20 protein-coding genes are annotated in these 20,717 nt (G+C 63.3%); 10 read left to right on the forward strand and 10 right to left on the reverse strand.

The annotated features are described in order from the left end of the window. The first annotated feature begins 60 nt into the window (after nucleotides 1-60). The 4 genes from ABVQ20_RS24405 to ABVQ20_RS24420 all read left to right on the forward strand — a co-directional run bounded on the left by ABVQ20_RS24405 (nucleotide 61) and on the right by ABVQ20_RS24420 (nucleotide 5,002). Nucleotides 61-756, forward strand: a complete 696-nt coding sequence (locus ABVQ20_RS24405; RefSeq protein ID WP_354462027.1) for an ABC transporter ATP-binding protein — start codon at nucleotides 61-63, stop codon at nucleotides 754-756. Then, nucleotides 756-3,305, forward strand: a complete 2,550-nt coding sequence (locus ABVQ20_RS24410; RefSeq protein ID WP_354462028.1) for an ABC transporter permease — start codon at nucleotides 756-758, stop codon at nucleotides 3,303-3,305. Before ABVQ20_RS24405 ends, ABVQ20_RS24410 begins: the two co-directional genes overlap by 1 nt. Before the next feature lie 229 nt (nucleotides 3,306-3,534). Continuing rightward, nucleotides 3,535-4,314 carry a Bax inhibitor-1/YccA family protein gene (locus ABVQ20_RS24415; RefSeq protein ID WP_354462029.1) on the forward strand — a complete coding sequence of 260 codons (780 nt, stop codon included), beginning with the start codon at nucleotides 3,535-3,537 and terminating at the stop codon, nucleotides 4,312-4,314. 118 nt (nucleotides 4,315-4,432) lie between these two features. Beyond that, nucleotides 4,433-5,002 carry a GNAT family N-acetyltransferase gene (locus ABVQ20_RS24420; RefSeq protein WP_354462261.1) on the forward strand — a complete coding sequence of 190 codons (570 nt, stop codon included), beginning with the start codon at nucleotides 4,433-4,435 and terminating at the stop codon, nucleotides 5,000-5,002. A gap of 60 nt (nucleotides 5,003-5,062) precedes the next feature. Here the strand turns inward: ABVQ20_RS24420 and ABVQ20_RS24425 are convergent, their stop codons facing one another. From ABVQ20_RS24425 to acnA, 3 genes are all read right to left on the reverse strand, one after another. After that, entirely contained in the window at nucleotides 5,063-5,449 is a 387-nt protein-coding gene (locus tag ABVQ20_RS24425; protein ID WP_227344433.1) for a DUF2794 domain-containing protein, read from the reverse strand. A 609-nt stretch (nucleotides 5,450-6,058) separates the two neighbouring features. Beyond that, a complete protein-coding gene (locus ABVQ20_RS24430) occupies nucleotides 6,059-6,883 on the reverse strand; it encodes a DUF1223 domain-containing protein (protein WP_354462030.1) in 825 nt (274 codons plus the stop codon). A gap of 539 nt (nucleotides 6,884-7,422) precedes the next feature. After that, nucleotides 7,423-10,113 (reverse strand): aconitate hydratase AcnA, encoded by a 2,691-nt coding sequence (gene acnA, locus ABVQ20_RS24435; RefSeq protein WP_354462031.1) that lies wholly within the window; start codon nucleotides 10,111-10,113, stop codon nucleotides 7,423-7,425. A gap of 284 nt (nucleotides 10,114-10,397) precedes the next feature. On the opposite strand from acnA, the gene ccmA reads away from it, so the two are divergent. The 4 genes from ccmA (at nucleotide 10,398) to ABVQ20_RS24455 (ending at nucleotide 12,601) form a co-directional block, all read left to right on the forward strand. Further along, nucleotides 10,398-11,000 (forward strand): heme ABC exporter ATP-binding protein CcmA, encoded by a 603-nt coding sequence (ccmA, locus tag ABVQ20_RS24440; protein WP_354462032.1) that lies wholly within the window; start codon nucleotides 10,398-10,400, stop codon nucleotides 10,998-11,000. A gap of 37 nt (nucleotides 11,001-11,037) precedes the next feature. After that, complete coding sequence (ccmB, locus tag ABVQ20_RS24445; RefSeq protein WP_354462033.1) at nucleotides 11,038-11,703, forward strand: heme exporter protein CcmB; 666 nt, start codon at nucleotides 11,038-11,040, stop codon at nucleotides 11,701-11,703. A 149-nt stretch (nucleotides 11,704-11,852) separates the two neighbouring features. Then, entirely contained in the window at nucleotides 11,853-12,026 is a 174-nt protein-coding gene (ccmD, locus tag ABVQ20_RS24450) for a heme exporter protein CcmD (RefSeq protein WP_354462034.1), read from the forward strand. Continuing rightward, a complete protein-coding gene (locus ABVQ20_RS24455; protein ID WP_354462035.1) occupies nucleotides 12,023-12,601 on the forward strand; it encodes a DsbE family thiol:disulfide interchange protein in 579 nt (192 codons plus the stop codon). Before ccmD ends, ABVQ20_RS24455 begins: the two co-directional genes overlap by 4 nt. Nucleotides 12,602-12,795: 194 nt before the next feature. Here ABVQ20_RS24455 and ABVQ20_RS24460 read toward each other — a convergent pair whose 3' ends face one another. After that, on the reverse strand, nucleotides 12,796-12,963 hold the full coding sequence (locus ABVQ20_RS24460; RefSeq protein ID WP_227344439.1) for a hypothetical protein: 168 nt from the start codon (nucleotides 12,961-12,963) through the stop codon (nucleotides 12,796-12,798). Nucleotides 12,964-13,235: 272 nt separating this feature from the next. On the opposite strand from ABVQ20_RS24460, the gene ABVQ20_RS24465 reads away from it, so the two are divergent. Together ABVQ20_RS24465 and ABVQ20_RS24470 are read left to right on the forward strand one after the other, a co-directional pair. Continuing rightward, nucleotides 13,236-14,156 carry an SMP-30/gluconolactonase/LRE family protein gene (locus ABVQ20_RS24465; protein WP_354462036.1) on the forward strand — a complete coding sequence of 307 codons (921 nt, stop codon included), beginning with the start codon at nucleotides 13,236-13,238 and terminating at the stop codon, nucleotides 14,154-14,156. A 159-nt stretch (nucleotides 14,157-14,315) separates the two neighbouring features. Then, nucleotides 14,316-14,522: a tautomerase family protein gene (locus tag ABVQ20_RS24470; protein WP_013892236.1), complete on the forward strand. Its 207-nt coding sequence runs from the start codon at nucleotides 14,316-14,318 to the stop codon at nucleotides 14,520-14,522. A 39-nt stretch (nucleotides 14,523-14,561) separates the two neighbouring features. Here ABVQ20_RS24470 and ABVQ20_RS24475 read toward each other — a convergent pair whose 3' ends face one another. From ABVQ20_RS24475 to dapF, 6 genes are all read right to left on the reverse strand, one after another. Then, nucleotides 14,562-15,095: an NADPH-dependent FMN reductase gene (locus ABVQ20_RS24475; protein ID WP_354462037.1), complete on the reverse strand. Its 534-nt coding sequence runs from the start codon at nucleotides 15,093-15,095 to the stop codon at nucleotides 14,562-14,564. 39 nt (nucleotides 15,096-15,134) lie between these two features. After that, nucleotides 15,135-15,755 (reverse strand): pyridoxamine 5'-phosphate oxidase family protein, encoded by a 621-nt coding sequence (locus ABVQ20_RS24480; protein ID WP_354462038.1) that lies wholly within the window; start codon nucleotides 15,753-15,755, stop codon nucleotides 15,135-15,137. 26 nt (nucleotides 15,756-15,781) lie between these two features. Beyond that, nucleotides 15,782-16,453 carry a septation protein A gene (locus ABVQ20_RS24485; protein WP_354462262.1) on the reverse strand — a complete coding sequence of 224 codons (672 nt, stop codon included), beginning with the start codon at nucleotides 16,451-16,453 and terminating at the stop codon, nucleotides 15,782-15,784. Between the two features lie 62 nt (nucleotides 16,454-16,515). Next, entirely contained in the window at nucleotides 16,516-18,447 is a 1,932-nt protein-coding gene (ftsY, locus tag ABVQ20_RS24490; protein ID WP_354462039.1) for a signal recognition particle-docking protein FtsY, read from the reverse strand. Between the two features lie 13 nt (nucleotides 18,448-18,460). Continuing rightward, the gene (mtaB, locus tag ABVQ20_RS24495) at nucleotides 18,461-19,777 is read right to left on the reverse strand and encodes a tRNA (N(6)-L-threonylcarbamoyladenosine(37)-C(2))-methylthiotransferase MtaB (protein ID WP_354462040.1); all 1,317 of its coding nucleotides are present in this window, start codon (nucleotides 19,775-19,777) and stop codon (nucleotides 18,461-18,463) included. Next, a complete protein-coding gene (gene dapF, locus ABVQ20_RS24500; protein ID WP_354462041.1) occupies nucleotides 19,777-20,661 on the reverse strand; it encodes a diaminopimelate epimerase in 885 nt (294 codons plus the stop codon). The genes mtaB and dapF overlap by 1 nt, the downstream gene beginning before the upstream one ends. Between the last annotated feature and the right edge of the window lie 56 nt (nucleotides 20,662-20,717).

Below are 20,717 nucleotides of genomic sequence, written 5' to 3' on the forward strand. Positions count from 1 at the left end.
AAGGTCTCTTTCGGCACAGGCGGATTTCGACCTTCCCCTCCCATATAGGACGATTTGATTTTGACAGAAGCCGTCATCGCGCTGAAAGACATATCGCTGGCGCTCGGCGAAGGCGCGTCTTCCGTCCACGTGCTGAAAGGCGTCAGCCTCAATGTCGCAAGCGGCGAGGCGACTGGCATCGTCGGCCCTTCGGGTTCCGGCAAGTCAACCTTGCTGATGGTTCTGGCCGGCCTGGAGCGGGTCGATTCGGGAACGATACGAATCGCCGGTGAGTTGCTGAACGGCAAGACCGAGGACCAGATCGCATCGTTTCGTGGCCGAAATATCGGCATCGTCTTCCAGTCCTTCCATCTCATTCCAAACATGACGGCGCTTGAAAATGTCGCGGTGCCGCTGGAACTGGCTGGTCATGCCGATCCGTTCGGCGTTGCCGCCCGGGAACTGGCGGCGGTGGGCCTGAGCGACCGCGTCACCCATTATCCCGGCGAATTGTCGGGTGGCGAGCAGCAGCGCGTGGCGATCGCCAGGGCGCTGGCGCCGTCGCCGCGCATCCTGATCGCCGACGAACCGACCGGCAATCTCGACCAGGCGACGGGACGACAGGTCGCCGACCTCTTGTTCGCCAAGGCTGCCGAACGTGGCATGACGCTGGTGCTGGTCACCCATGATCCCGCACTTGCGGCGCGCTGCAGCCGCCAGGTTTCGATGCGCTCAGGTCGCATCGAGGCGCCAGCGCCCGCCAAGGTGACGGCCTGATGCCGCTTTCGCAGACGCTGAAGCTTGCCGTCCGGTTCTCGCTGCGCGAGATGCGCGGCGGCCTGTCCGGCTTCCTGATCTTCCTTGCCTGCATCGCGCTTGGCGTCGCGGCGATCGGTGGCGTCAATTCGGTGGCCCGGGCGATCACCGCCGGCGTCGCCAATCAGGGCCAGACCTTGCTTGGCGGCGACCTGCGCTTCCAGATCAACCAGCGCGACGCGACTGGGGCCGAACGCACCTTCCTCAATGGGCTGGGCGCTGTGTCGCACAGCGCCAACATGCGTTCGATGGCACGGCTCGAGGACGGTTCCGACCAGGCGCTGGTCGAGGCCAAGGCGGTCGACGATGCCTATTCGCTCTACGGCGCGCTGGAGACGGAACCGGCGCTGTCGAAGCAGGACCTGTTCGGCGAAAAATCCGGCGTCTTCGGCGCGGCGGCGCCCGACCTGCTGTTCGAACGGCTGAACCTCAAGCTGGGCGACAGGCTGAAGCTCGGCAACGCCATTTTCGAACTGCGCGCCAGGCTCGTCACCGAGCCGGACGCGGTGTCGGAGGGTTTCGGTTTCGCGCCGCGGCTGATGATTTCGACGGATGGGCTTGCCGCCACCGGCCTGATCCAACCGGGCAGCCTGGTCGAGAACGCCTACAAGATCCGGCTGCCCGCCGGCACCACCGAGGCTGGCATCAAGGCGATCCAGGATCAGGCCGCCAAGGATTTTCCTGAGGCCGGATGGTCGATCCGCACGCGCAGCAATGCAGCACCCGCTTTGTCTTCCAACATAGAGCGCTTCTCGCAGTTCCTGACGCTGGTCGGGCTAACGGCGCTGTTGGTCGGCGGCGTCGGCGTGGCCAATGCGGTGCGCGCCTATCTCGACGGCAAGCGCGGCGTTATCGCCACCTTCAAGAGCCTGGGCGCCTCGGGCGGCTTCGTCTTCACCGTCTATCTTGTGCAGATCCTGTTGATCGCGGCACTTGGCATCGTGCTCGGCCTCATTCTCGGAGCACTGATGCCGTTCGCCGCAAGCGCCGCCCTGCAGTCGGTTATTCCGGTGCCGGCGGAAGGCGGGTTCTATCCCGGCGCGCTCGGCATGGCGGCGCTGTTCGGGCTGCTGGTGACGCTCGCCTTTGCGCTTCTGCCGCTGGGCCGCGCCCGCGACGTGCCGGCCACCGCGCTGTTTCGCGAAATGGGACTCGAAGGCCGTGGTTTTCCGCGCGCCCGCTATATCGTGGCGGCCATCGGCATTGCGCTGCTCTTGGCGGCGCTGGCCATCCTGTTTTCCGGCGACCGCCGCATCGCCTCGATCTTCGTCGGCGCCACCATTGTTGCATTCCTGGTGCTGCGTCTTGTCGGCGCGCTGGTGCAATGGGCGGCAAGGAAGAGCCCGCGTGTGCGCTTCGTGGCGCTGAGGCTCGCCATCGGCAACATTCACCGTCCTGGCGCCCTGACACCCTCGGTCGTGCTGTCGCTGGGCCTGGGACTGACGCTGCTGGTAACGCTGGCGCTGATCGACGGCAATCTCAGGCAGCAGATCTCCGGCAGCCTGCCGGAAAAGGCGCCGAACTTCTTCTTCGTCGACATCCAGAGCAGCGACGTCGATGCGTTCGCCACGCTGGTTGGCAGGCAAGCGCCGCAAGGTACCTTGGTCAAAGTGCCGATGTTGCGCGGCCGCGTGATGGCGCTGAATGGCATCGCTGTCGACAAGGTCGAGGTTCCCGCCGAAGGCGCCTGGGTGCTGCGCGGCGATCGCGGCCTGACCTATGACGAGAAGATCCCCGAGAACGCCACGCTGACGGAGGGAACGTGGTGGCCGGACAATTATACCGGCGAGCCTCTGGTGTCCTTCTCGGCCGAAGAAGGCAAGCAGATCGGGCTGAAGCTGGGTGACACCATCACGGTCAATGTGCTGGGACGCAACGTCACCGCCAGGATCGCCAATTTCCGGCAGGTGCAATGGGAGACGATGGGGATCAACTTTGTCATGGACTTCTCGCCCAACACATTCGCCGGAGCGCCGCATGGCTGGATGGCGACGCTGACCGACAAGAACGCCTCGACGGCGGATGACGCCCGTCTTCTCAATGCCGTCACGCGCGCCTTCCCGGCGGTGACCACGGTGCGGGTCAAGGACGCGCTCGATGTCGTCAACCGGCTGGTCGGCCAGCTCGGCACGGCGATCCGGGTAGCGGCCGGTGTGGCTTTGATCGCTTCGGTGCTGGTGCTGGCCGGCGCGCTCGCCGCCGGCAACCGGGCGCGTGTCCATGACGCGGTGGTGCTGAAGACGCTTGGCGCGACCCGCAGGACGCTGATAGCGGCCTTCTCGCTGGAATACATGCTGATCGGGCTCGCCACCGCGGTTTTCGCCCTGGCGGCGGGTAGCGTCGCCGCGTGGTTCGTCGTCGCCAGGATCATGATGCTGCCATCGCATTTCATGCCGGAGGTGGCGGTGGCGACCATCGTCTTCTCGCTGGTGATCACGGTCGGCATGGGCCTTGCCGGAACCTGGCGGGTGCTCGGACACAAGGCCGCTCCGGTGCTGCGCAACCTCTGATCCTCGACCGTCGGCGACGCGACTTGATTAAATTTGAGTCATAATCAGCCTCTACAGGCCGAAAAACAGCATTGCGTGCGTCTCACGAAGCATTACAGTCCGGTTACGGACTTGTTCTTGACACCGAGAACCATCATATTTCGCCATAGGCATGCTGGAGCCCTGCCAGCGGCGCCTGGGTCCGATAGGACCTGACACCCGACGGGGCAGAAGCAATATGAGGACTCCAATGGCTGAACCCATTCGCAACTATCAGACGCGCGCCGTGCCCGGCGCCGGCGTCGATGCAGGCATCGATCAGGGCCTGCGCGCCTATATGATCAAGGTCTACAATCTGATGGGGCTTGGGCTCCTCATCACGGGTCTTGCCGCGGTCGGCACAATCATGCTGGCCACGACCACCAATCCGGCCGCCGCCGTGGCGACACTGCCAAGCGGCGAGATGCTGACCTCCTTCGGCTACGCGATCTTCGGCTCGCCGCTGCGCTGGGTGGTGATGCTGGCGCCCCTGGCCGCCGTGCTGTTCCTGTCGTTCCGCGTTCAGTCGATGAGCGTTTCGGCCGCGCAGACGACATTCTGGGTCTATGCCGGCCTGGTCGGTCTGTCGCTGTCGTCGATCTTCTTGGTCTACACCACGGCCAGCATCTCGCAGACCTTCTTCGCAACTGCAGCGGCTTTCGGCGCCCTGTCGCTCTACGGTTACACGACCAAGCGCGACCTCACCGCTCTCGGCTCGTTCCTGATCATGGGTGTGTTCGGCATCATCATCGCGATGGTGATTAACATCTTCCTGCAGTCGTCGGCTCTATCCTTCGCCGTCTCGGCGCTTGGCGTGCTGATCTTCTCGGGCCTGACCGCCTATGACACGCAGAAGATCAAGGAGATGTATTTCGACGGCGATACTTCGGATGTCGCAGGCCGCAAGGCGATCATGGGCGCCCTGACGCTCTATCTCGACTTCATCAACCTGTTCATGTTCCTGCTGCAGTTCATGGGCGATCGCCGCTAGAGCGAGCGTCATGGTCTGACTGGACCAGCGAGTTTGGAAAGGGCGGCCCAATGGCCGCCCTTTTCTTTTGTGCCGGCTTTTGCTGTTATCGTAGGCAGAAATCAGGTTTGCATAAATGATGAGCAGTATTGCGATAAGGGCTGCGATATCCGCCGACCTCGACACCATCACCGAAATCTATGCCGACGCTGTGGCCCACGGCACGGCGAGCTACGAACTGGAGCCGCCCAGCCGATCCGAAATGGGGGCGCGATTCGATGGTTTGATGGCCGGCGGCTTCCCCTACCTGGTGGCGGAAAAGGACGGTGCCGTGCTGGGCTATGCCTATGCCGGCCCCTTCAGGCCCCGCCCGGCCTATCGCTTCATCGTCGAGGATTCGGTCTATGTCGCACCAGAGGCCAAAGGCCAGGGCGTCGGCCTGTTGTTGATGCGGCATCTGGTCGAGGCCGCGCGGGCGGCGGGCTTTCGCCAGATCGTCGCGGTGATTGGCGACGGCCGGCCGGACAGCGCATCGGTGCGCCTGCATGAAAAACTTGGCTTTCGCCATTCGGGGCGCCTCGAAGGCTCCGGCTACAAGCATGGGCGATGGCTGGACACGGTGTTCATGCAACTGGCGATGAATGGCGGGGCGTCGACTCCGCCTGATCCGGACTCATTGCCGGAACGGAAATTCCAAAAGCAAAAATAAGTGCCTGATTTCTTATGCAATTCCGGACGGACAACCGCTGCGCACTTTTCCTGGAATTGCTTAAGCCTGGACCAGCTTCAGCTTGCCGTCGAAGACGCCAAGCACGCGGCCGAGTTCCTGGCCGCGCTTGAGGATGCGGCCGCCGGCGGCGATGACGGCAAAGGCGCCCTGCTTGCGAGCGAGTTTCGGATCCTTGACGATCTGGAACAGCGGCACTTCGCTGGCGCGGCGAAAGACGGAAAACACAGCCCTGTCCGTGAGATGGTCGATGGCGTAGTCGCGCCATTCATTGGCGGCGACCATGCGTCCGTAGAGCCTGAGGATCTGGTCCAGTTCGCGCCGTTCGAAGCGCACCGGCTGGTCGAGGCGCTCGCGTCGCGCCTCGTACAGCGGGATCAATATCGCGGATGCGTCACCATCCCCCGTCCCGCCGCTGTCATCAGTCATGCCTCGATCCCTCAAAATGAATCTTTGCCAACCAAAGTTGGCCCCTTCGCGCTGCAATTGCAAGACCCGGCGAGGCGAGGCGGCGGCGCGCCATTTCCGGGGCGTCCAGTCACTTTTGTAACGCGCCCTGTTGGAATTGGTGATGCTTCGCCACATTTCTGCCTTTTTTTATCCGCGCTCATGCCCCAATGTCCGACGAATTTACTGGCGTTGCCTGAGACGGTTCGGTCCGGCACCGGCTCGTAAACCCCAAGCCCCCCGCCCACGGGTCTGCGTCGGATCGAACCAACCTCGGTTTCTCTTTGGATTAATCGAGAGCGACGATCCCAAAACTTAAATGACCGGCGTCAGAAGCAAGCTGACGTCGGTCTTTTCATGCCTGCTTCAGTTCAGTTGAAGTGCAAGGCGCCGGTTTTGCGAGTTTAAAGCGCGTCGCGTTTGAACGGATTCATGCAACGCGTTTTAAATATTTGTTTTGTGCATGTCGTTATCCCAAAACCGCTGCGCAATTTTGGGCGACATGCCTTAGACTGCCCAACATTGTCGCACTGCGTGTCGGGGCCGCCGGATGACCTACCGGCCTCTTGCAGGATGTCCGCGTGCCGCGATCTACGGCTTGTGGATGAAAGCCGCGCCCAGGATGGGGCCGGGCAGGCCATCCTTGCCGACCGATTGCAGCAGCACCGCGCTGCCGCCCTTCTTGGAAATCTCGGTCATCGGCAATTCGTAGCGCTGCGCCTTGCCGTGCCACATTCCGGCGGTCTGGATGCTTGCGACCGAATTCCAGTAGGTCATCTTGCGGCCGACGTTCTCGCCCTTGCCGATCTTGATCGTCTGCGGAGGCTCGAAATAGACAATGATGACATGGGCGTCACTGGGGCCTGACCCGGCGTCGCCGGTGTCGATGATCACGCGGTCGCTTGTTCGGCTGACCTTGACGCTGACCCGCATGCCCTCGCCGGCCTTCTCCAGTCGGGTGAGCGAGCCGTTGACCTCGCCGCGGCTGGCGCCGTTGACGTGGACGCGGCCGTTGATGACGGCTTGCGGTGTGTAGACGGAGCGGCTGCCGAAGGCGCGCATGTAGTCATACTGCCGCTCGGTGTTCTCCTTGCGGCTCAACGTGTCCTGCCAGCCGAGATAATCCCAGTATTCGACGTGGTAGGCGAGCGCGACGATGTCTTCCCGGGCGGCCAGTTCGGCGAAGAACTCGTCGGCTGGCGGACAGGAATTGCAGCCCTGGCTGGTAAACAGCTCAACCACGCCCAGGGGCTTGTCGGTCTGCGGCTTGTCGATCGGGAGCGTGCTGAACAGAGGTCTGTTGTTCTGCGATCGGTTGAACTGGGGTCGGTCGCCCTGGCCGGCAACCGCCGATCCGGCAAACACCGAGACCGCCAGCGCAAACATCGCTAGCTCCAAGAGTCTTCGAAATGCCATGGCCGTTCCGATTCCCGCCGGTGGCGCCGGCCTTGTTATGGTTGGCGGAATATGTGGCAGAAGCAACAGTCAACGGGAAGTCACGTTGCGGTGAAATTTCTCTGCCACGGCCAATCCACGAGACACAACGGGAGAGGTGTGCATTCCAGGTCCAAAATCAATTCAGACGGCAATCGGCATGCGACAAATGTTTCTGACGCCAATCGATCTCTACTGCGAGGCGGCCTGGCCGCAACTGTAGCCCTGAGCGGTCAATGCGTTGGTGAAGCTGACTTTTTCTTGTCGCCATCGCCGCGAGCGCGTGGCGTGTGGGAAGACCATGTATCGACATCTCTGCCAGGGCGCCGACGGTGGCGGTTCCACAATTCGATGATCCTCGGTGGCGCGTCACCGCGGCACGATCTGGCCCGATATCTTGCTCATGCTGGTCTCACGCCGGCCCATGCGCGGGTCACTCTTTGCTGCCCCGTGACCGGCACAAAAAAACCGCCGGAGTTTTGGCTCCGGCGGCTTGTTGGTCGTTTGACGCCTTGCTGCCCTTAGGCTGCCAGATCGCGCAGCACGTACTGCAGGATGCCGCCGTTCTTGAAATAGTCGAGCTCGTCCAGCGTATCGATGCGGCAGATGATCGGCACGTTCTTCACCGTGCCGTCGCCATAGGTGACCTTGGCGGTCATCGTCTGGCGCGGCTTGATGGCGCTCAGTCCGTCGATTTCGACGAGCTCATCGCCCTTGAGATTGAGCGAGGCCCATGAGGTGCCTTCCTCGAAGACGAAGGGGATGACGCCCATGCCGACCAGGTTCGAGCGATGGATGCGCTCGAAGGACTGTGCGATGACGGCGCGGACACCAAGGAGATTGGTTCCCTTGGCCGCCCAGTCGCGCGACGAGCCGTTGCCGTATTCGACGCCGGCGAAGATGACCAGCGGCACGCCTTCCTTCTTGTACTCCATGGCGGCGTCGTAGATCGATTCCTCTTCCTTCGACGGGTAGTGGATGGTGTAGCCGCCCTCGCGGCCGTTCTCGCCCAGCATGTGGTTGCGGATGCGAATGTTGGCGAAGGTGCCGCGCATCATCACCTCATGATTGCCGCGCCGCGTGCCGTACTGGTTGAAGTCGGCGACGCCGACGCCATGATCGGTGAGATATTTGCCGGCTGGCGAGGCCGCCTTGATCGAGCCGGCCGGCGAGATGTGATCGGTGGTGATCTTGTCGCCGAACAGGCCGAGCACGCGGGCGCCCTTGATGTCGCCGATCTTGCCGAAACCGGCGGTCATCCCGGCGAAATAGGGCGGGTTCTGCACATAGGTCGAGTTGTCGTCCCAGGCATAGGTCTGGCCTTCCGGCGCCTGGACCTTCTGCCAATGTTCGTCACCCTTGAAGACATCGGCATATTTGCGCGCGAACAGTTCGCGGGTCACGTTCTTCTCGATGAACTCCTGGATCTCGGCCGAGCTCGGCCAGATATCCTTGAGGTAGACCGGATTGCCGTTCTTGTCCTCGCCGAGCGGCTCGGTGGTAAGATCCTTGGTGACGGTTCCAGCCAGCGCGTGCGCCACGACCAGCGGCGGCGAGGCCAAATAGTTGGCCTGCACGTCGGGCGAGACGCGGCCTTCGAAATTGCGGTTGCCGGAGAGCACGGCGGCAGCGATCAGGCCCTTGTCGTTGATGGTTTTCGAGATCGGCGCCGGCAGCGGGCCGGAATTGCCGATGCAGGTGGTGCAGCCGAAGCCGACCAGGTTGAAGCCGATCTGGTCGAGCTCTTTCTGCAGGCCGGATTTCTCCAGATATTCGGCGACCACCTGGCTGCCGGGCGCCAGCGAGGTCTTCACCCACGGCTTCTGCTTGAGGCCGAGGCGGTTGGCGTTGCGTGCCAGAAGCCCTGCGCCGATCAGCACGCTCGGGTTCGAGGTGTTGGTGCACGACGTGATGGCGGCGATGACGACATCGCCATGACCGAGATCGTGGCTGGTGCCTTCGACCGGGTAGCGTTTGTGGATCTCGGCCGCCTTCTTGTATTCGGTCTCCATCGCCTTGGCGAAACCTTCCGGAATGCCTTCCAGCGCGACGCGACCCTCGGGACGCTTGGGGCCGGCCATCGACGGCACGACGCTGCCAAGCTCCAGCTCGAGCAGGTCCGTGAACACCGGGTCCGCCGAGCCGGTGTCGCGCCACAACCCTTGCGCCTTGGAATAGGCCTCGACCAGCGCGATGCGATCCTCGCTGCGGCCGGACATCGTCAGGTAACGGATGGTCTCGCTGTCGACCGGGAAGAAGCCGCAGGTGGCGCCATATTCCGGCGCCATGTTGCCGATGGTGGCGCGGTCGGCCAACGTCATGTTGGAAAGGCCGGGACCGAAGAACTCGACGAACTTGCCGACGACGCCCTTCTTGCGCAGCATCTGGGTGACGGTGAGCACGAGGTCGGTGGCGGTGACGCCTTCCTTGAGCTTGCCGGTGAGGCGGAAGCCGATCACCTCGGGCAGCAGCATGGAGACGGGCTGGCCGAGCATGGCCGCCTCGGCTTCGATGCCGCCGACGCCCCAGCCCAGAACGCCAAGGCCGTTGATCATGGTGGTGTGCGAATCGGTGCCGACGCAGGTGTCGGGATAGGCGGTGGTTTCGCCATCCTCGGTGTTGGTCCAGACGACCTGGCCGAGATATTCGAGGTTGACCTGGTGGCATATGCCGGTGCCGGGCGGCACGACGCGGAAGTTGCGGAACGCCTGCTGGCCCCACTTCAGGAACTTGTAGCGTTCCTCGTTGCGCTCGTATTCGAGCTCGACATTGCGGGCAAAGGCCATCGGCGTGCCGAACTCGTCGACGATGACGGAGTGGTCGATGACGAGGTCGACGGGGACCAGCGGATTGATCTTCTGCGGATCACCGCCCAGCGAAGCCATGGCGTCGCGCATGGCGGCCAGATCAACCACGGCGGGAACGCCGGTGAAGTCCTGCATCAAAACGCGAGCCGGGCGGTAGGCGATCTCGACGCCGGCGGTGCCCTTGTCGGTCAACCAGCCGGCAACCGCCTGGATGCTCTCCTTGGTGACGGAGCGGCCGTCCTCGTTGCGCAAAAGGTTCTCCAGCAGCACCTTCATCGAATAGGGCAGCTGGGCGATGCCGGTGAGGCCGTTCTTCTCGGCCTCGATGAGGTCGAAATAGGCATACTCGGTGCCACCCGCGGTCAGGGTGCGGCGGCAATTGAAACTATCGAGGGATTTTGACACGTGCGATCCGTCCTTGTCTGTTCAGCCTGAAAGGGAACGGACGCCGATGGCATGCAATCACGCGCAAAGGTGCGGGTACGGCCATTTCCGCTGTCCGTTCCCAAGCAACCCGAGCCGTTCAAGGCGGCGCGTGCGCTGGTTCGGCGCTAATTCTGTTCCCGCGCCGACCGCTGGCACGGATGCCCCGCATATAGAGAATTTTCTGGAATAGTTCTAGACAGTTGGAAAGCAAATTTGTGCGATGCGGCAGCTACCGTGCCGCTTCGTTTTGGGGACAGGCAGGGATGCGGCTGATCGCCGAAAATCTGGGCGGCGAGCGCGGCGGCGAGCCCGTTTTTTCCGCCGTCGGTTTTGCGCTGGAGAGCGGTCAGGCACTGATCGTCACCGGGCCGAACGGTTCTGGAAAATCGACACTGCTGCGAATCATTGCCGGGCTGTTGCCGGCGGCGGAAGGTCGCGCGGTCATCGAGGACGGTGGCGACGAATTCCCGTCGGTCGCGTCAGCCTGCCACTATCTCGGCCATCAGAATGCGATGAAGACGGTGTTGAGCGTGACGGAGAATTTGCGCTTTTGGCGCGATTTCAATGGCGAAGGGGTGCTGGGCGTCGAAGAAGCGCTTGAAACCGTTGGGCTCGGCGGTATCGGCCATCTGCCTTTCGGGTATCTCTCGACAGGGCAACGGCGGCGGGCGGCAATCGCGAAACTGCTGGTCAGTGATCGGCCGCTGTGGCTCCTTGATGAGCCGACGGCGGGACTGGACAAGGCCTCGGAGCGGCGGTTTGCGGGACTGATGTCGAGGTACTGCGCAGGCGGTGGGATCATCGTCGCTGCGACGCACCTGCCGCTCGGATTGGACGGTGCAAGGGAATTGAGGATGGGCGATTGATGTCGGCATTGCCTCCTCAAAAAGGGACCGCATCATAATGTGGTCGCTCTTCCTGCGCGACATCCGTCTCAACATCCGTGCCGGCGGCGGCGCTCTGACCGGCGTCATCTTTTTCCTCGCGGTCATCGCCACCATTCCGTTCGGCGTCGGGCCGGACCTGAAGCTGCTCGCCCGCATTGGCCCGGCGATCCTGTGGATCGGGGCGCTGCTTGCCTGCCTGCTCGGCCTCGACCGCCTGTTCCAGGCCGACCGCGAGGACGGTTCGCTCGACCTTTTGGTTGTTGGCAACGACCGCCACATGCTGGCGCTGACCGTGCTGGTGAAATGCCTGGCGCATTGGGCGGGGAGCGTGCTGCCGTTGGTGATCGCCGCGCCGCTGCTTGGCCTGTTCATGAACATGGAGCCGCTTGCCATCGGTGCCACGGCCCTGACACTGCTGGTCGGCACGCCGGCGATCACTTTCATCGGTGCCGCCGGTGCGGCGGTGGCGGTGGCGCTGCCGCGCGGCGGGTTGCTGATCTCGGTGCTGGTGCTGCCGCTGACCATTCCCGTGCTGATCTTCGGCGTTTCGGCGAGCTATGGCGCGACGGCCAATCCCGACCCGTTCCTGCAGCCCTTCCTCATTCTTGCCGCGCTGACGCTGTTTCTTGCCGTGCTGGGGCCCGTCTCCGCGGCGCTGGCATTGCGGCACGGGACGGATTGAGGCCGTCATGCGCCAAGGATGAAGGTGGCATGGACGATGGTGGCATGCGGCGCGGCGCCAGATTGCGAAGCCGAGGATGCAAGGCTAAGGGAAGGCATGATCGAACGAAGCGGCATGATCGGGCTGAAAGTCTTGGCGGAGCGGGTCGCATGAGTGCTCACGCCCTTTACGTGACCGCAGCCTACGGCATCACGGCCGTGGTCCTGGCCGGGCTGATCGGCTGGATTCTCATCGACCAGCGGGCACGTAAGCGCGAACTCGCCGAACTCGAAGCAGCCGGCATCCGGCGGCGTTCCGACAAGGCCGGGACGGTCAAGTCATGAGCATGGAAACGGAAACGCCGGCGCGTGGGCGACGCCTGATCGTGCTTTTGCCGCTGCTGGTTTTCCTGGGATTGGCCGGATTGTTCCTGTCGCAGCTGCTGTCCGGCCGCGACATTTCGGAAGTGCCGTCGGCCTTGATCGGCCTGCCGGCGCCACAGACAAACCTGCCGCCGCTTGAAGGCAGCAATCTGCCGGGGCTCGATTCCAGCCAGTTCGCGGGGCGGGTGACGCTGGTCAACGTGTTCGCGTCCTGGTGCGCGCCGTGCCGGGAAGAACATCCCGTGCTGCTCGCTTTGTCGCAGGACAAGCGCTTCGTCATGGCGGCGCTGAACTACAAGGACCGGCCGGAAAATGCCCGCCGGTTCCTCGGCGATCTCGGCAACCCGTTCCAGGCCATCGGTGTTGACGAGGCGGGCCGCACGGCGATCGACTGGGGTGTCTACGGCGTGCCGGAAACCTTCGTCATCGGCAAGGACGGCAAGATCGCCTACAAGCATGTCGGCCCGCTGACGCCGGAGACGGCGCAGAGCCTGCTGTTGCCGCGGATCGACAAGGCTCTTGCCGCGCCGAACTGAGCGGCGGCGCCAGGCTCCCTCATCCGGCCGCACGCGGCCACCTTCTCCCCGGCGGGGAGAAGAGAAGCGGAAGCGCCAAACTGCTCCTCTCCCCTTGGGGAGATGCCGGATTGCCCCGAATTGCTCTTGCAATTCGGTTTGGCAATCCGGGTGAGGGGGCTGCGCCCCGCTGTTGCGAAGGTCGACTGAAAAGATCAGCCGTAAATCTGCTTGTGGACCTGATACAGCATCTCGCTGCGGTCGGCGCGCATGTCGGCCAGATCGCGGCTGGAGAAGCTGTCGATTTCCGCGACGAGGCGGTTGTAGTGCTTGCGCTTGGCAATGCTGGTGCGAGCGCGGTTCATGAGGTCGTTGAAGATCATGGGTAAGTTCCCTTTTCTTGAGCCGCATTCTCGCGGCCGTTGTTCCTCCCTTGATCGGTACGAAGCATGACATAGGAATGGTGCGTTGCAAAAAGAAGATGTTGCAATGCACCATTGCACGCAGCGCATAGCCGGTTAATGGCGCCCTAACTACCAGGATCCAGCCGAGCCGCGCCTGCTCCCATTTTGTCTTACAAATGCGGATGCCCCGTCTTGCCATATCGATCGCGGGCTGGCTTGATCTGACGTCACGTGATGCCGGGAGGAAAAGCATGGCGGCCGCAGACTATTATGAGGTTCTCGATCCGCGCTTCGCGCGACTGTTCAACGGTAGCGCGCAAGTCGAGAAGCTGTTTACCGGATGTCGGTGGGCGGAAGGGCCGGCCTGGTTCGCCGCCGGCCGCTACATCGTCTGGTCCGACATCCCGAACAACCGCATGCTTCGCTATGACGAGACGGACGGCAGCGTCAGCGTCTTCCGCCAGCCGTCCGGGAATTCCAACGGCAACACCGTCGACCGGCAGGGCCGGCTGGTGACATGCGAGCATTCGGGGCGCCGCGTCAGCCGCACCGAGCATGATGGCTCGATCACCACCATCGCCGCCAAATGGAAGGGCAAGCGGCTGAATTCGCCCAATGACGTCGTGGTGAAGTCCGACGGCTCGATCTGGTTCACCGATCCGAGCTACGGCATCGACACGGACTATGAGGGCGACAAGGCCGAGAGCGAGATCGGCCACTGCCATGTCTACCGGGTCGATCCCGACACGGGTGAGATCGAGGCTGTCATCACCGACATGGTCAGGCCGAACGGGCTCGCCTTCTCGCTGGACGAGAGCCTGCTTTATGTCGTCGACACCGGCCGCACGCATGGTGCGCAGAATCCGGCGCATATGCGCGTGTTCAACGTCGGCAAGCACGGCAAGAAGGTTTCCGGCGACAAGGTGTTCGCCGACTGCACGGCTGGCCTGTTCGACGGTTTCCGGCTCGACTCGGACGGACGCATCTGGACGAGCGCTGCCGACGGCATCCACTGCTACGATCCGGACGGCACGCTGATCGGCAAGGTCAAGGTGCCGGAGGTGACCGCCAATTGCGTGTTCGGCGGCAACAAGATGAACTGCCTGTACATCGCCGGCACCACCTCGCTCTATTCGGTGCGGCTGATGGTGAATGGAGCCAAGACCTATTGAGGTTGCCGGAAACTCTTCTCTGGCGACCTTTGCTGGCGTTTCTGCGCTTACCCGCTGTGCCTGCCGCGCTGCGGTTCCCGGCACCGTCAGGCAATTCGCAAGAGCGAATTTCGGATCAGCTTCCCGACGGCAGCCGACAAAATCCAAAGGGAGAAAATCATGCCATTCGTCAACATCCGCATCGTCAAGGAAGTGATCGCCGCCGATCCCGCAGGCAAGAAGGCTGACATCGCCAAAAAAGTCACGGCGGCCATCATGGATGCTACCGGGCTGGGCAATGACGATGTCTGGGTGGTCTTCGAGGAGGTCAATGCGCGGGACTGGTATGTCGGCAAGACCGACGTCGAGACGTTGCGCAAGGGTTAGGTCGAGGAGTGGCGAAAGCGAGGTAGCGGTCGCCGAGCATCAACGCGAGCGGATAAAATCGGCGAACGTGGTGAGCGCTTTCCGCACCGCGAGCACATTTTCCGCCTCAGCCAAAATAGCCGCCACCTCTGGTGCCTTCTTGCCAAGCAAACCGACTTCGAGTTCCGCGCCGTCATAAAGCGCGAACGACATCGTCCGTATGATCTCGGCCAGCGCAGATCGGGCAAACAGCGAGCGCGGCGACGCGTGTACCAGCATGGCGGGCTTGCCGACCGCGGCGTCGCGCGACACCAGCCAGTCGAGCGCGTTCTTCAGTCCACCCGGCACACCATGGGCATATTCCGGGCAGGAGACGATGACGCCATCGGCGTTTGTGACGGCGTCGATCAGCAAGGCTGCTTCCGGCGGCGTCCGCTCGCCTTCATCATCCGGATTGAAGATCGGCAGGTGGCCGAGCCGGTCATAGACCGTGACCTGGCATCCAGGCGGTGCGTTTCGCGCCAGTGCTGCGACCAGGGCCGAATTGGTGGAGGCCACCCGCAGGCTGCCAGAAATGGCGATGATATTCAGCACTGTGCGGGACCAGTCCGGGACGAATCGTGTCCGGACAGCCTACCACATCGTCTGCTTGTAGCTGTCGTCCAGCCAGCGGTCGGTTGCTTCGGCGGAATCGGCAAGCGCCAGCTGGTCGCGCAGGATCTGGCCGAGCGTCGGCAGCGTCGTGCGGTCGTACCAGCTCTCCGGCTTCCACAGGTCGGAGCGCATGAAGGCCTTGGCACAATGCATGTAGGTGGCCTTGACGGCGACGACGATGACGCTTTGCGGCTCCCTGCCGTCGACGGCGAGCCGTTCGCGCAAGGTGGCATCGACGGTGATGCGGGCATCGCCATTGACGCGCAGCGTCTCGTTCATGCCGGGAATGAGGAAGAGCAGTCCGACCGAAGGGTTGAGGAGGATGTTCTCCAGCGTGTCCAGACGATTGTTGCCGGGCCGGTCGGGAATGGCGATGGTCCTGTCGTCGAGAATGGCTGCGAAACCCGGCCGGTCGCCCCGCGGCGTCACGTCGGCATTGCCGGCGCCATCGGATGAACCGATCAGCACGAACGGGCTCTTGCCGATGAAGGAGCGGCAATGGCCATCCAGCGCCTTCAGCTCCTTGCGGATCGAGCCGTCCGTCGGCCGGGGCGTCTTGTAGATCGTCCTCAGCTGTTCGCGCGTGGCGACGAATTCCATGGCCCTCTCCCTATTGTTTGCCGGCCCTATTGTTTGCCGGCCTTCTCTCCGGTCTTGTCGTCCAGCGAATGACGCAGGATCAGCGGCATCTGGCTGAACGTGAACAGAAGCGTGATCGGCATGATTCCCCAGACCTTGAAGGTAACCCAGGCGTCGGTGGAAAAATTGCGCCACACCACTTCGTTGACGATGGCCAGGAACAGAAAGAACAGGCCCCAGCGGAAGGTCAGTTTCCGCCAACCTTCGGCATCGAGGCTGAAGGCAGAATCGAAGACATAGCCGAGCAGCGACTTGCCGAAGAACAGGCCGCCAAGCAGCACGCCGCCAAACAGCGTGTTGACGATGGTCGGCTTCATCTTGATGAAGATGTCGTCCTGCAGATAGAGCGTCAGCGCACCGAAGATCAGCACGACGACGCCCGACACCATCGGCATGATCGGCAGGGTGCGGGTCAGCAGCCAGGAGGCGATCAGGGCGATCGCGGTCGCGGCCATGAACAGTCCGGTGGCGACGAAGATCGGGCCGCCGAGTTCGGCCAGCGCGGGAAACTTCTGCAGCAGCCATTCGCCGCGCGCATTGGCGAAGAAGAACACCATCAGCGGCCCGAGCTCCAGCACCAGCTTGAGCACGGGATTGAGGCCTTCCTTTTTTCCCTTCTGAGGATCGGACGGATCGCGTTCGAGGATGGGTGGGTTCATGAAAACTTCTTTCTTACGCATGATCTGATCCAGAAAGTCTGCAACTTTCTGGGATATGCTTGTTAGGCCACTCCAGCGATCGCCCGGGCGAATTCGCTTGCCGAGAAAGGTTCGAGGTCGTCGACCTGTTCGCCGACGCCGATGAAATAAACCGGCAATTTGTGCTTTGCCGCGATCGCCACCAAGATACCGCCGCGCGCCGTGCCGTCCAGCTTGGTCATCACCAGGCCATTGACGCCGGCGACATTGCGGAAGATCTCGACCTGGTTCAGCGCGTTCTGGCCGGTGGTAGCGTCGACCGTCTGCAGCACGGTGTGCGGCGCTTCCGGATCGAGCTTGCCCAGCACGCGGACGATCTTTTCGAGTTCCGCCATCAGTTCGACCTTGTTCTGCAGCCGGCCGGCGGTGTCGATGATCAGCACGTCGGAGCCCGCCTGTTTGGCCTTCTCGAAGGCGTCGTAGGCAAGGCCGGCCGCATCGGCACCGAGCTTGGAGGAGATGACGGGCGATTTCGTCCGCTCGCCCCAGATCTTCAGCTGCTCGATCGCGGCAGCACGGAACGTGTCGCCGGCCGCCAGCATCACCGACAGGCCGCCATCGGTGAGCTTCGCCGCCAGCTTGCCGATGGTTGTTGTCTTGCCGGTGCCGTTGACGCCGACGACAAGGATGACATGCGGCTTGTGGTTGAGGTCGAGCTCCAGCGGCCTGGCGACAGGGGTCAGGACCTTCTCGACCTCGGCGGCCATGATGGCGCGCACTTCCGTATCGGAGACATCCTTGCCGTAGCGGCTGGCGGCCAGCGCATCGGTGACGCGCAATGCGGTCTCCATGCCGAGGTCGGCGCGGATCAGCACATCCTCCAGATCCTGCAATGTCTCTTCGTCGAGCTTTCGCTTGGTGAAGACGCCGGCGATGTTGCCGGTGAGCTCGCGCGACGAACGGGCAAGTCCGTCCTTCATGCGCTGGAACCACGAGCGCCTCGGCGCCGGCTCCGGGGCCTTCTGCACCTCGGCCTTCTGCTCGACCTTCTTGGTGACGGTCACCTTGCCCGGAGCGGGCTTTGGCTCGGGCAGGGGTTGCGGGGCTGGTGGCGTGACCGGCTGCGGCTCGGGTGCGACCTCGGCAATGATGGGCTGTGCTTCGACGGGCGCCGGCTGGCGAAGGGGGGGCGCGATTTCCGCCGATGGCGCCGGAATCGTTGGCGCGGCTTCGTCGGTTGGCGCAAGGTCATTCGCAGGCTGGCGCTGCCCCTCACCCTTACCCTCTGCCCGTGAAGTACGGGGCGAGGCGGGCATCAGCGCCGAGGCTTCTTCTTCAACATTTGCAGGAGGGGCACTGGCGTCACGATCAGCGCCCTTCTCCCCGTCCCTATACGGGGAGAAGGTGCCGGCAGGCGGATGAGGGGCGGCGCTGACATCCAAGGGAAGTCTGGCGGACGGGATCGCCGACGGCGTCTCGACTGGCGTCGGCACTTCCACGGGCGCAGGCTCTGGCTGTCTCCCCGGTACAGGCACGACTTCAGGCTGTTCTGGCGTCGGAATTTCCGGTGGCGCAGGTTCCGGAACGCGTTCCGGAACGACCGGCACCTCGGGCGTTTCTTGCGGGGCCGGCTGTTCAGCGGGTATTTCGGGAGCCTGTGGCTCCCGGGCGGGCTCGACCGGTCGCGGCTCCTCGGCCGGTACAGGCTCAGGCTGGATCTCGGGCTCGGACGGAACCGTAGGCTCCGGGGCTGGCGGGACGGTTGGAATGGGCTCGGGAACCGGTTCCTCGACAGGCGCCGGTTCCGGCTGAGGCGGCTCGGCCGGAACTGTCGGCACAATTTCCGCCTGCGGCTCGTCGCGCTTCAAGAATTCCGGAACGACCTGTTCGGCCGCCGGCTTCAGCGCATCCAGCTGATCCCATTTGATCGGTGGCAGCGGCGCGGTCTCGTCGATCCGCTCTTCGACAATCTCTTTCTTGCCGAACGAAAATATCTTCTTGAAAAAACCAGCCATATTTTTTGCGTTCTCAGGCGGCGCGCGCGGCAAGCGGCGCTGCGATCAGTCTGATACCATCGTGGCCGGTGATATCAGCTTCGAGGATATCGCCCGGCGCACCCGTGCCGAGTGCGGCAAGCGTGAAACCTTGGGTGCGGCCAAGGCCGTCACGCTCGATCAGGATCGACTGACGCGTTCCGACAAGCGACGACAGATGACTGCCATACGCGGCTTCGCCGGCGGCGCGCAGCCGGGCGGCGCGCTGCTTGACCACCTCGCGGCGGACCTGCGGCATGCGCGCGGCGGGCGTGCCCTCGCGCGGGCTGAACGGGAAGACGTGGAGGTGCGTCAGTCCGCACTCCTCGACGATTTTTTCCGAATTCTCGAACATCCCGTCCGTTTCGGTCGGAAAGCCGGCGATGATGTCGGCGCCGAAGACGATGCCAGGACGCAATTTGCGCACATCCTCGCAGAAGCGGATCGACTGATCGCGCAAATGCCGGCGCTTCATGCGCTTCAGGATCATGTCGTCGCCCGATTGAAGCGACAGATGCAGATGCGGCATCAGCCGGGCCTCGGTGGCGATGGCGTCGAGCAGATCGTCGTCAGCCTCGATCGAATCAATGGAGGAGAGCCGCAGGCGCTTCACATCGGGCACCTGCTTGAGGATTGTCTTCACAAGCTTGCCGAGTTTTGGCGCGCCCGGCAGGTCGGCTCCGAAACTGGTCATGTCGACGCCGGTCAAAACGATCTCGGCATAGCCGTTTCCGGCAAGCCGCTTCACCTGCTCTACCACGGCGCCCATCGGCACCGAACGCGAATTGCCGCGCCCGTAGGGAATGATGCAGAAGGTGCAACGGTGGTCGCAGCCATTCTGCACCTGGACGAAGGCACGCGCCCGGCCCTCGATGGCGTCGACCATGTGCCCGGCCGTCTCGCGCACTGAAAAGATGTCGTTGACGCGCGCCTTCTCGGTGTCGTTGACACCGAAATCCGGCAAGGCGCGATAGGAATGCGCCTTCAGCTTCTCGTCATTGCCGAGGACGAGGTCGACCTCGTCCATGGCGGTAAAATCCTGCGGCGCGGTCTGCGCGGCGCAGCCGGTGACGATGATGCGCGCCTGGGGATTTTCGCGGCGTGCCTTGCGGATCGCCTGCTTGGCCTGGCGCACGGCCTCGCCGGTGACGGCGCAGGTGTTGAAGATCACGGCGCCGCCGGCCAGAGCACCCAGGCCGGCGCTTTCGGCCTCGCGCCGCATCACCTCGGACTCATAGGTGTTCAGGCGGCAGCCGAACGTCACCACGTCGACACCCCCAGCCATATCGACGCCCTTGGGAAGAGCCGACATCAGGCTGCGCTTTCGGTGTCGCGGGCCCAGATTCCGGTCGAGGGATCGAAGCTGCCCGAAAATTCCCATTCGGCCGCGCCGGTCAGGATGACGTGGTCGTCCTCGCGCCACTCGACATGCAGCGAACCGCCGCCAGGTGTCATCAGGGTAACGCTGCGTCCGGTCCGCTTGGTGCGGGCGGCGGCGACCACCGATGCGCAAGCGGCGGAGCCGCAGGCCTTGGTCAGGCCGGCGCCGCGTTCCCAGGTACGGATGACCATGGTTTCCGGTGAGGTCACCTGCGCGATGGTGATGTTGGCCCGCTCGGGGAAGATCGGATGGTTCTCGAGCAGCGGCCCGAAACGGTCGAGCTCGTAGGACCAGACATCGCGATCGACCCAGAAGATGGCGTGCGGATTGCCCATCGAAACGACCGAGGGCGAATGCAGAACAGGCGCGTCGATAGGCCCGATCTGCAGCTCGATCATGCGGGTGTCGCGAAATTCCTCGGCCAGCGGAATGTCCTGCCAGCCAAAGCGCGGCGTGCCCATGTCGACGGATATCAGCCCGTCGGCATGCTCCCGGGCATTGAGGATGCCGGCGACGGTCTCGAAGGTGAATGTCTTGCGGCCTGTGTCAGCGGCAAGGGCCTGGACGACACAGCGCGTGCCGTTGCCGCAGGCCTGGGCGCGCGAACCGTCGGAATTCAGGATGTGGATGAAATAGTCGGTGCCATCGGTCCTTGCGTCATGGATGGCCATGATCTGGTCGAACTTGGTGGCGGCGTCGGCGTTGAGCGCAATGGCAGCCTCCGGCGTCACGCGATCGGCACGACCGCGCATATCGGCAACGATGATCTCGTTGCCGATGCCGTTCATCTTGGCGAAAGGGGCAGTGCTTGCCATCGCTCCGAAAATTCCGTGTCCGTTTGGCGCTATATGGCGGAAACGGGCAGGAATTA

Origin of the sequence: Mesorhizobium shangrilense (assembly GCF_040537815.1) — a bacterium.
Taxonomy (GTDB): domain Bacteria; phylum Pseudomonadota; class Alphaproteobacteria; order Rhizobiales; family Rhizobiaceae; genus Mesorhizobium; species Mesorhizobium shangrilense.

Bases quoted from the DNA above. Each gene is read 5' to 3' on its own strand.
- ABVQ20_RS24410 (WP_354462028.1), top strand. From the start codon at position 756: ATGCCGCTTTCGCAGACGCTGAAGCTTGCCGTCCGGTTCTCGCTGCGC.
- ABVQ20_RS24415 (WP_354462029.1), top strand. From the start codon at position 3,535: ATGGCTGAACCCATTCGCAACTATCAGACGCGCGCCGTGCCCGGCGCC.
- ABVQ20_RS24420 (WP_354462261.1), top strand. From the start codon at position 4,433: ATGAGCAGTATTGCGATAAGGGCTGCGATATCCGCCGACCTCGACACC.
- ABVQ20_RS24425 (WP_227344433.1), bottom strand. From the start codon at position 5,449: ATGACTGATGACAGCGGCGGGACGGGGGATGGTGACGCATCCGCGATA.
- ABVQ20_RS24430 (WP_354462030.1), bottom strand. From the start codon at position 6,883: ATGGCATTTCGAAGACTCTTGGAGCTAGCGATGTTTGCGCTGGCGGTC.
- ccmA (WP_354462032.1), top strand. From the start codon at position 10,398: ATGCGGCTGATCGCCGAAAATCTGGGCGGCGAGCGCGGCGGCGAGCCC.
- ccmB (WP_354462033.1), top strand. From the start codon at position 11,038: ATGTGGTCGCTCTTCCTGCGCGACATCCGTCTCAACATCCGTGCCGGC.
- ccmD (WP_354462034.1), top strand. From the start codon at position 11,853: ATGAGTGCTCACGCCCTTTACGTGACCGCAGCCTACGGCATCACGGCC.
- ABVQ20_RS24455 (WP_354462035.1), top strand. From the start codon at position 12,023: ATGAGCATGGAAACGGAAACGCCGGCGCGTGGGCGACGCCTGATCGTG.
- ABVQ20_RS24460 (WP_227344439.1), bottom strand. From the start codon at position 12,963: ATGATCTTCAACGACCTCATGAACCGCGCTCGCACCAGCATTGCCAAG.
- ABVQ20_RS24465 (WP_354462036.1), top strand. From the start codon at position 13,236: ATGGCGGCCGCAGACTATTATGAGGTTCTCGATCCGCGCTTCGCGCGA.
- ABVQ20_RS24470 (WP_013892236.1), top strand. From the start codon at position 14,316: ATGCCATTCGTCAACATCCGCATCGTCAAGGAAGTGATCGCCGCCGAT.
- ABVQ20_RS24480 (WP_354462038.1), bottom strand. From the start codon at position 15,755: ATGGAATTCGTCGCCACGCGCGAACAGCTGAGGACGATCTACAAGACG.
- ABVQ20_RS24485 (WP_354462262.1), bottom strand. From the start codon at position 16,453: ATGAACCCACCCATCCTCGAACGCGATCCGTCCGATCCTCAGAAGGGA.
- ftsY (WP_354462039.1), bottom strand. From the start codon at position 18,447: ATGGCTGGTTTTTTCAAGAAGATATTTTCGTTCGGCAAGAAAGAGATT.
- mtaB (WP_354462040.1), bottom strand. From the start codon at position 19,777: ATGTCGGCTCTTCCCAAGGGCGTCGATATGGCTGGGGGTGTCGACGTG.
- dapF (WP_354462041.1), bottom strand. From the start codon at position 20,661: ATGGCAAGCACTGCCCCTTTCGCCAAGATGAACGGCATCGGCAACGAG.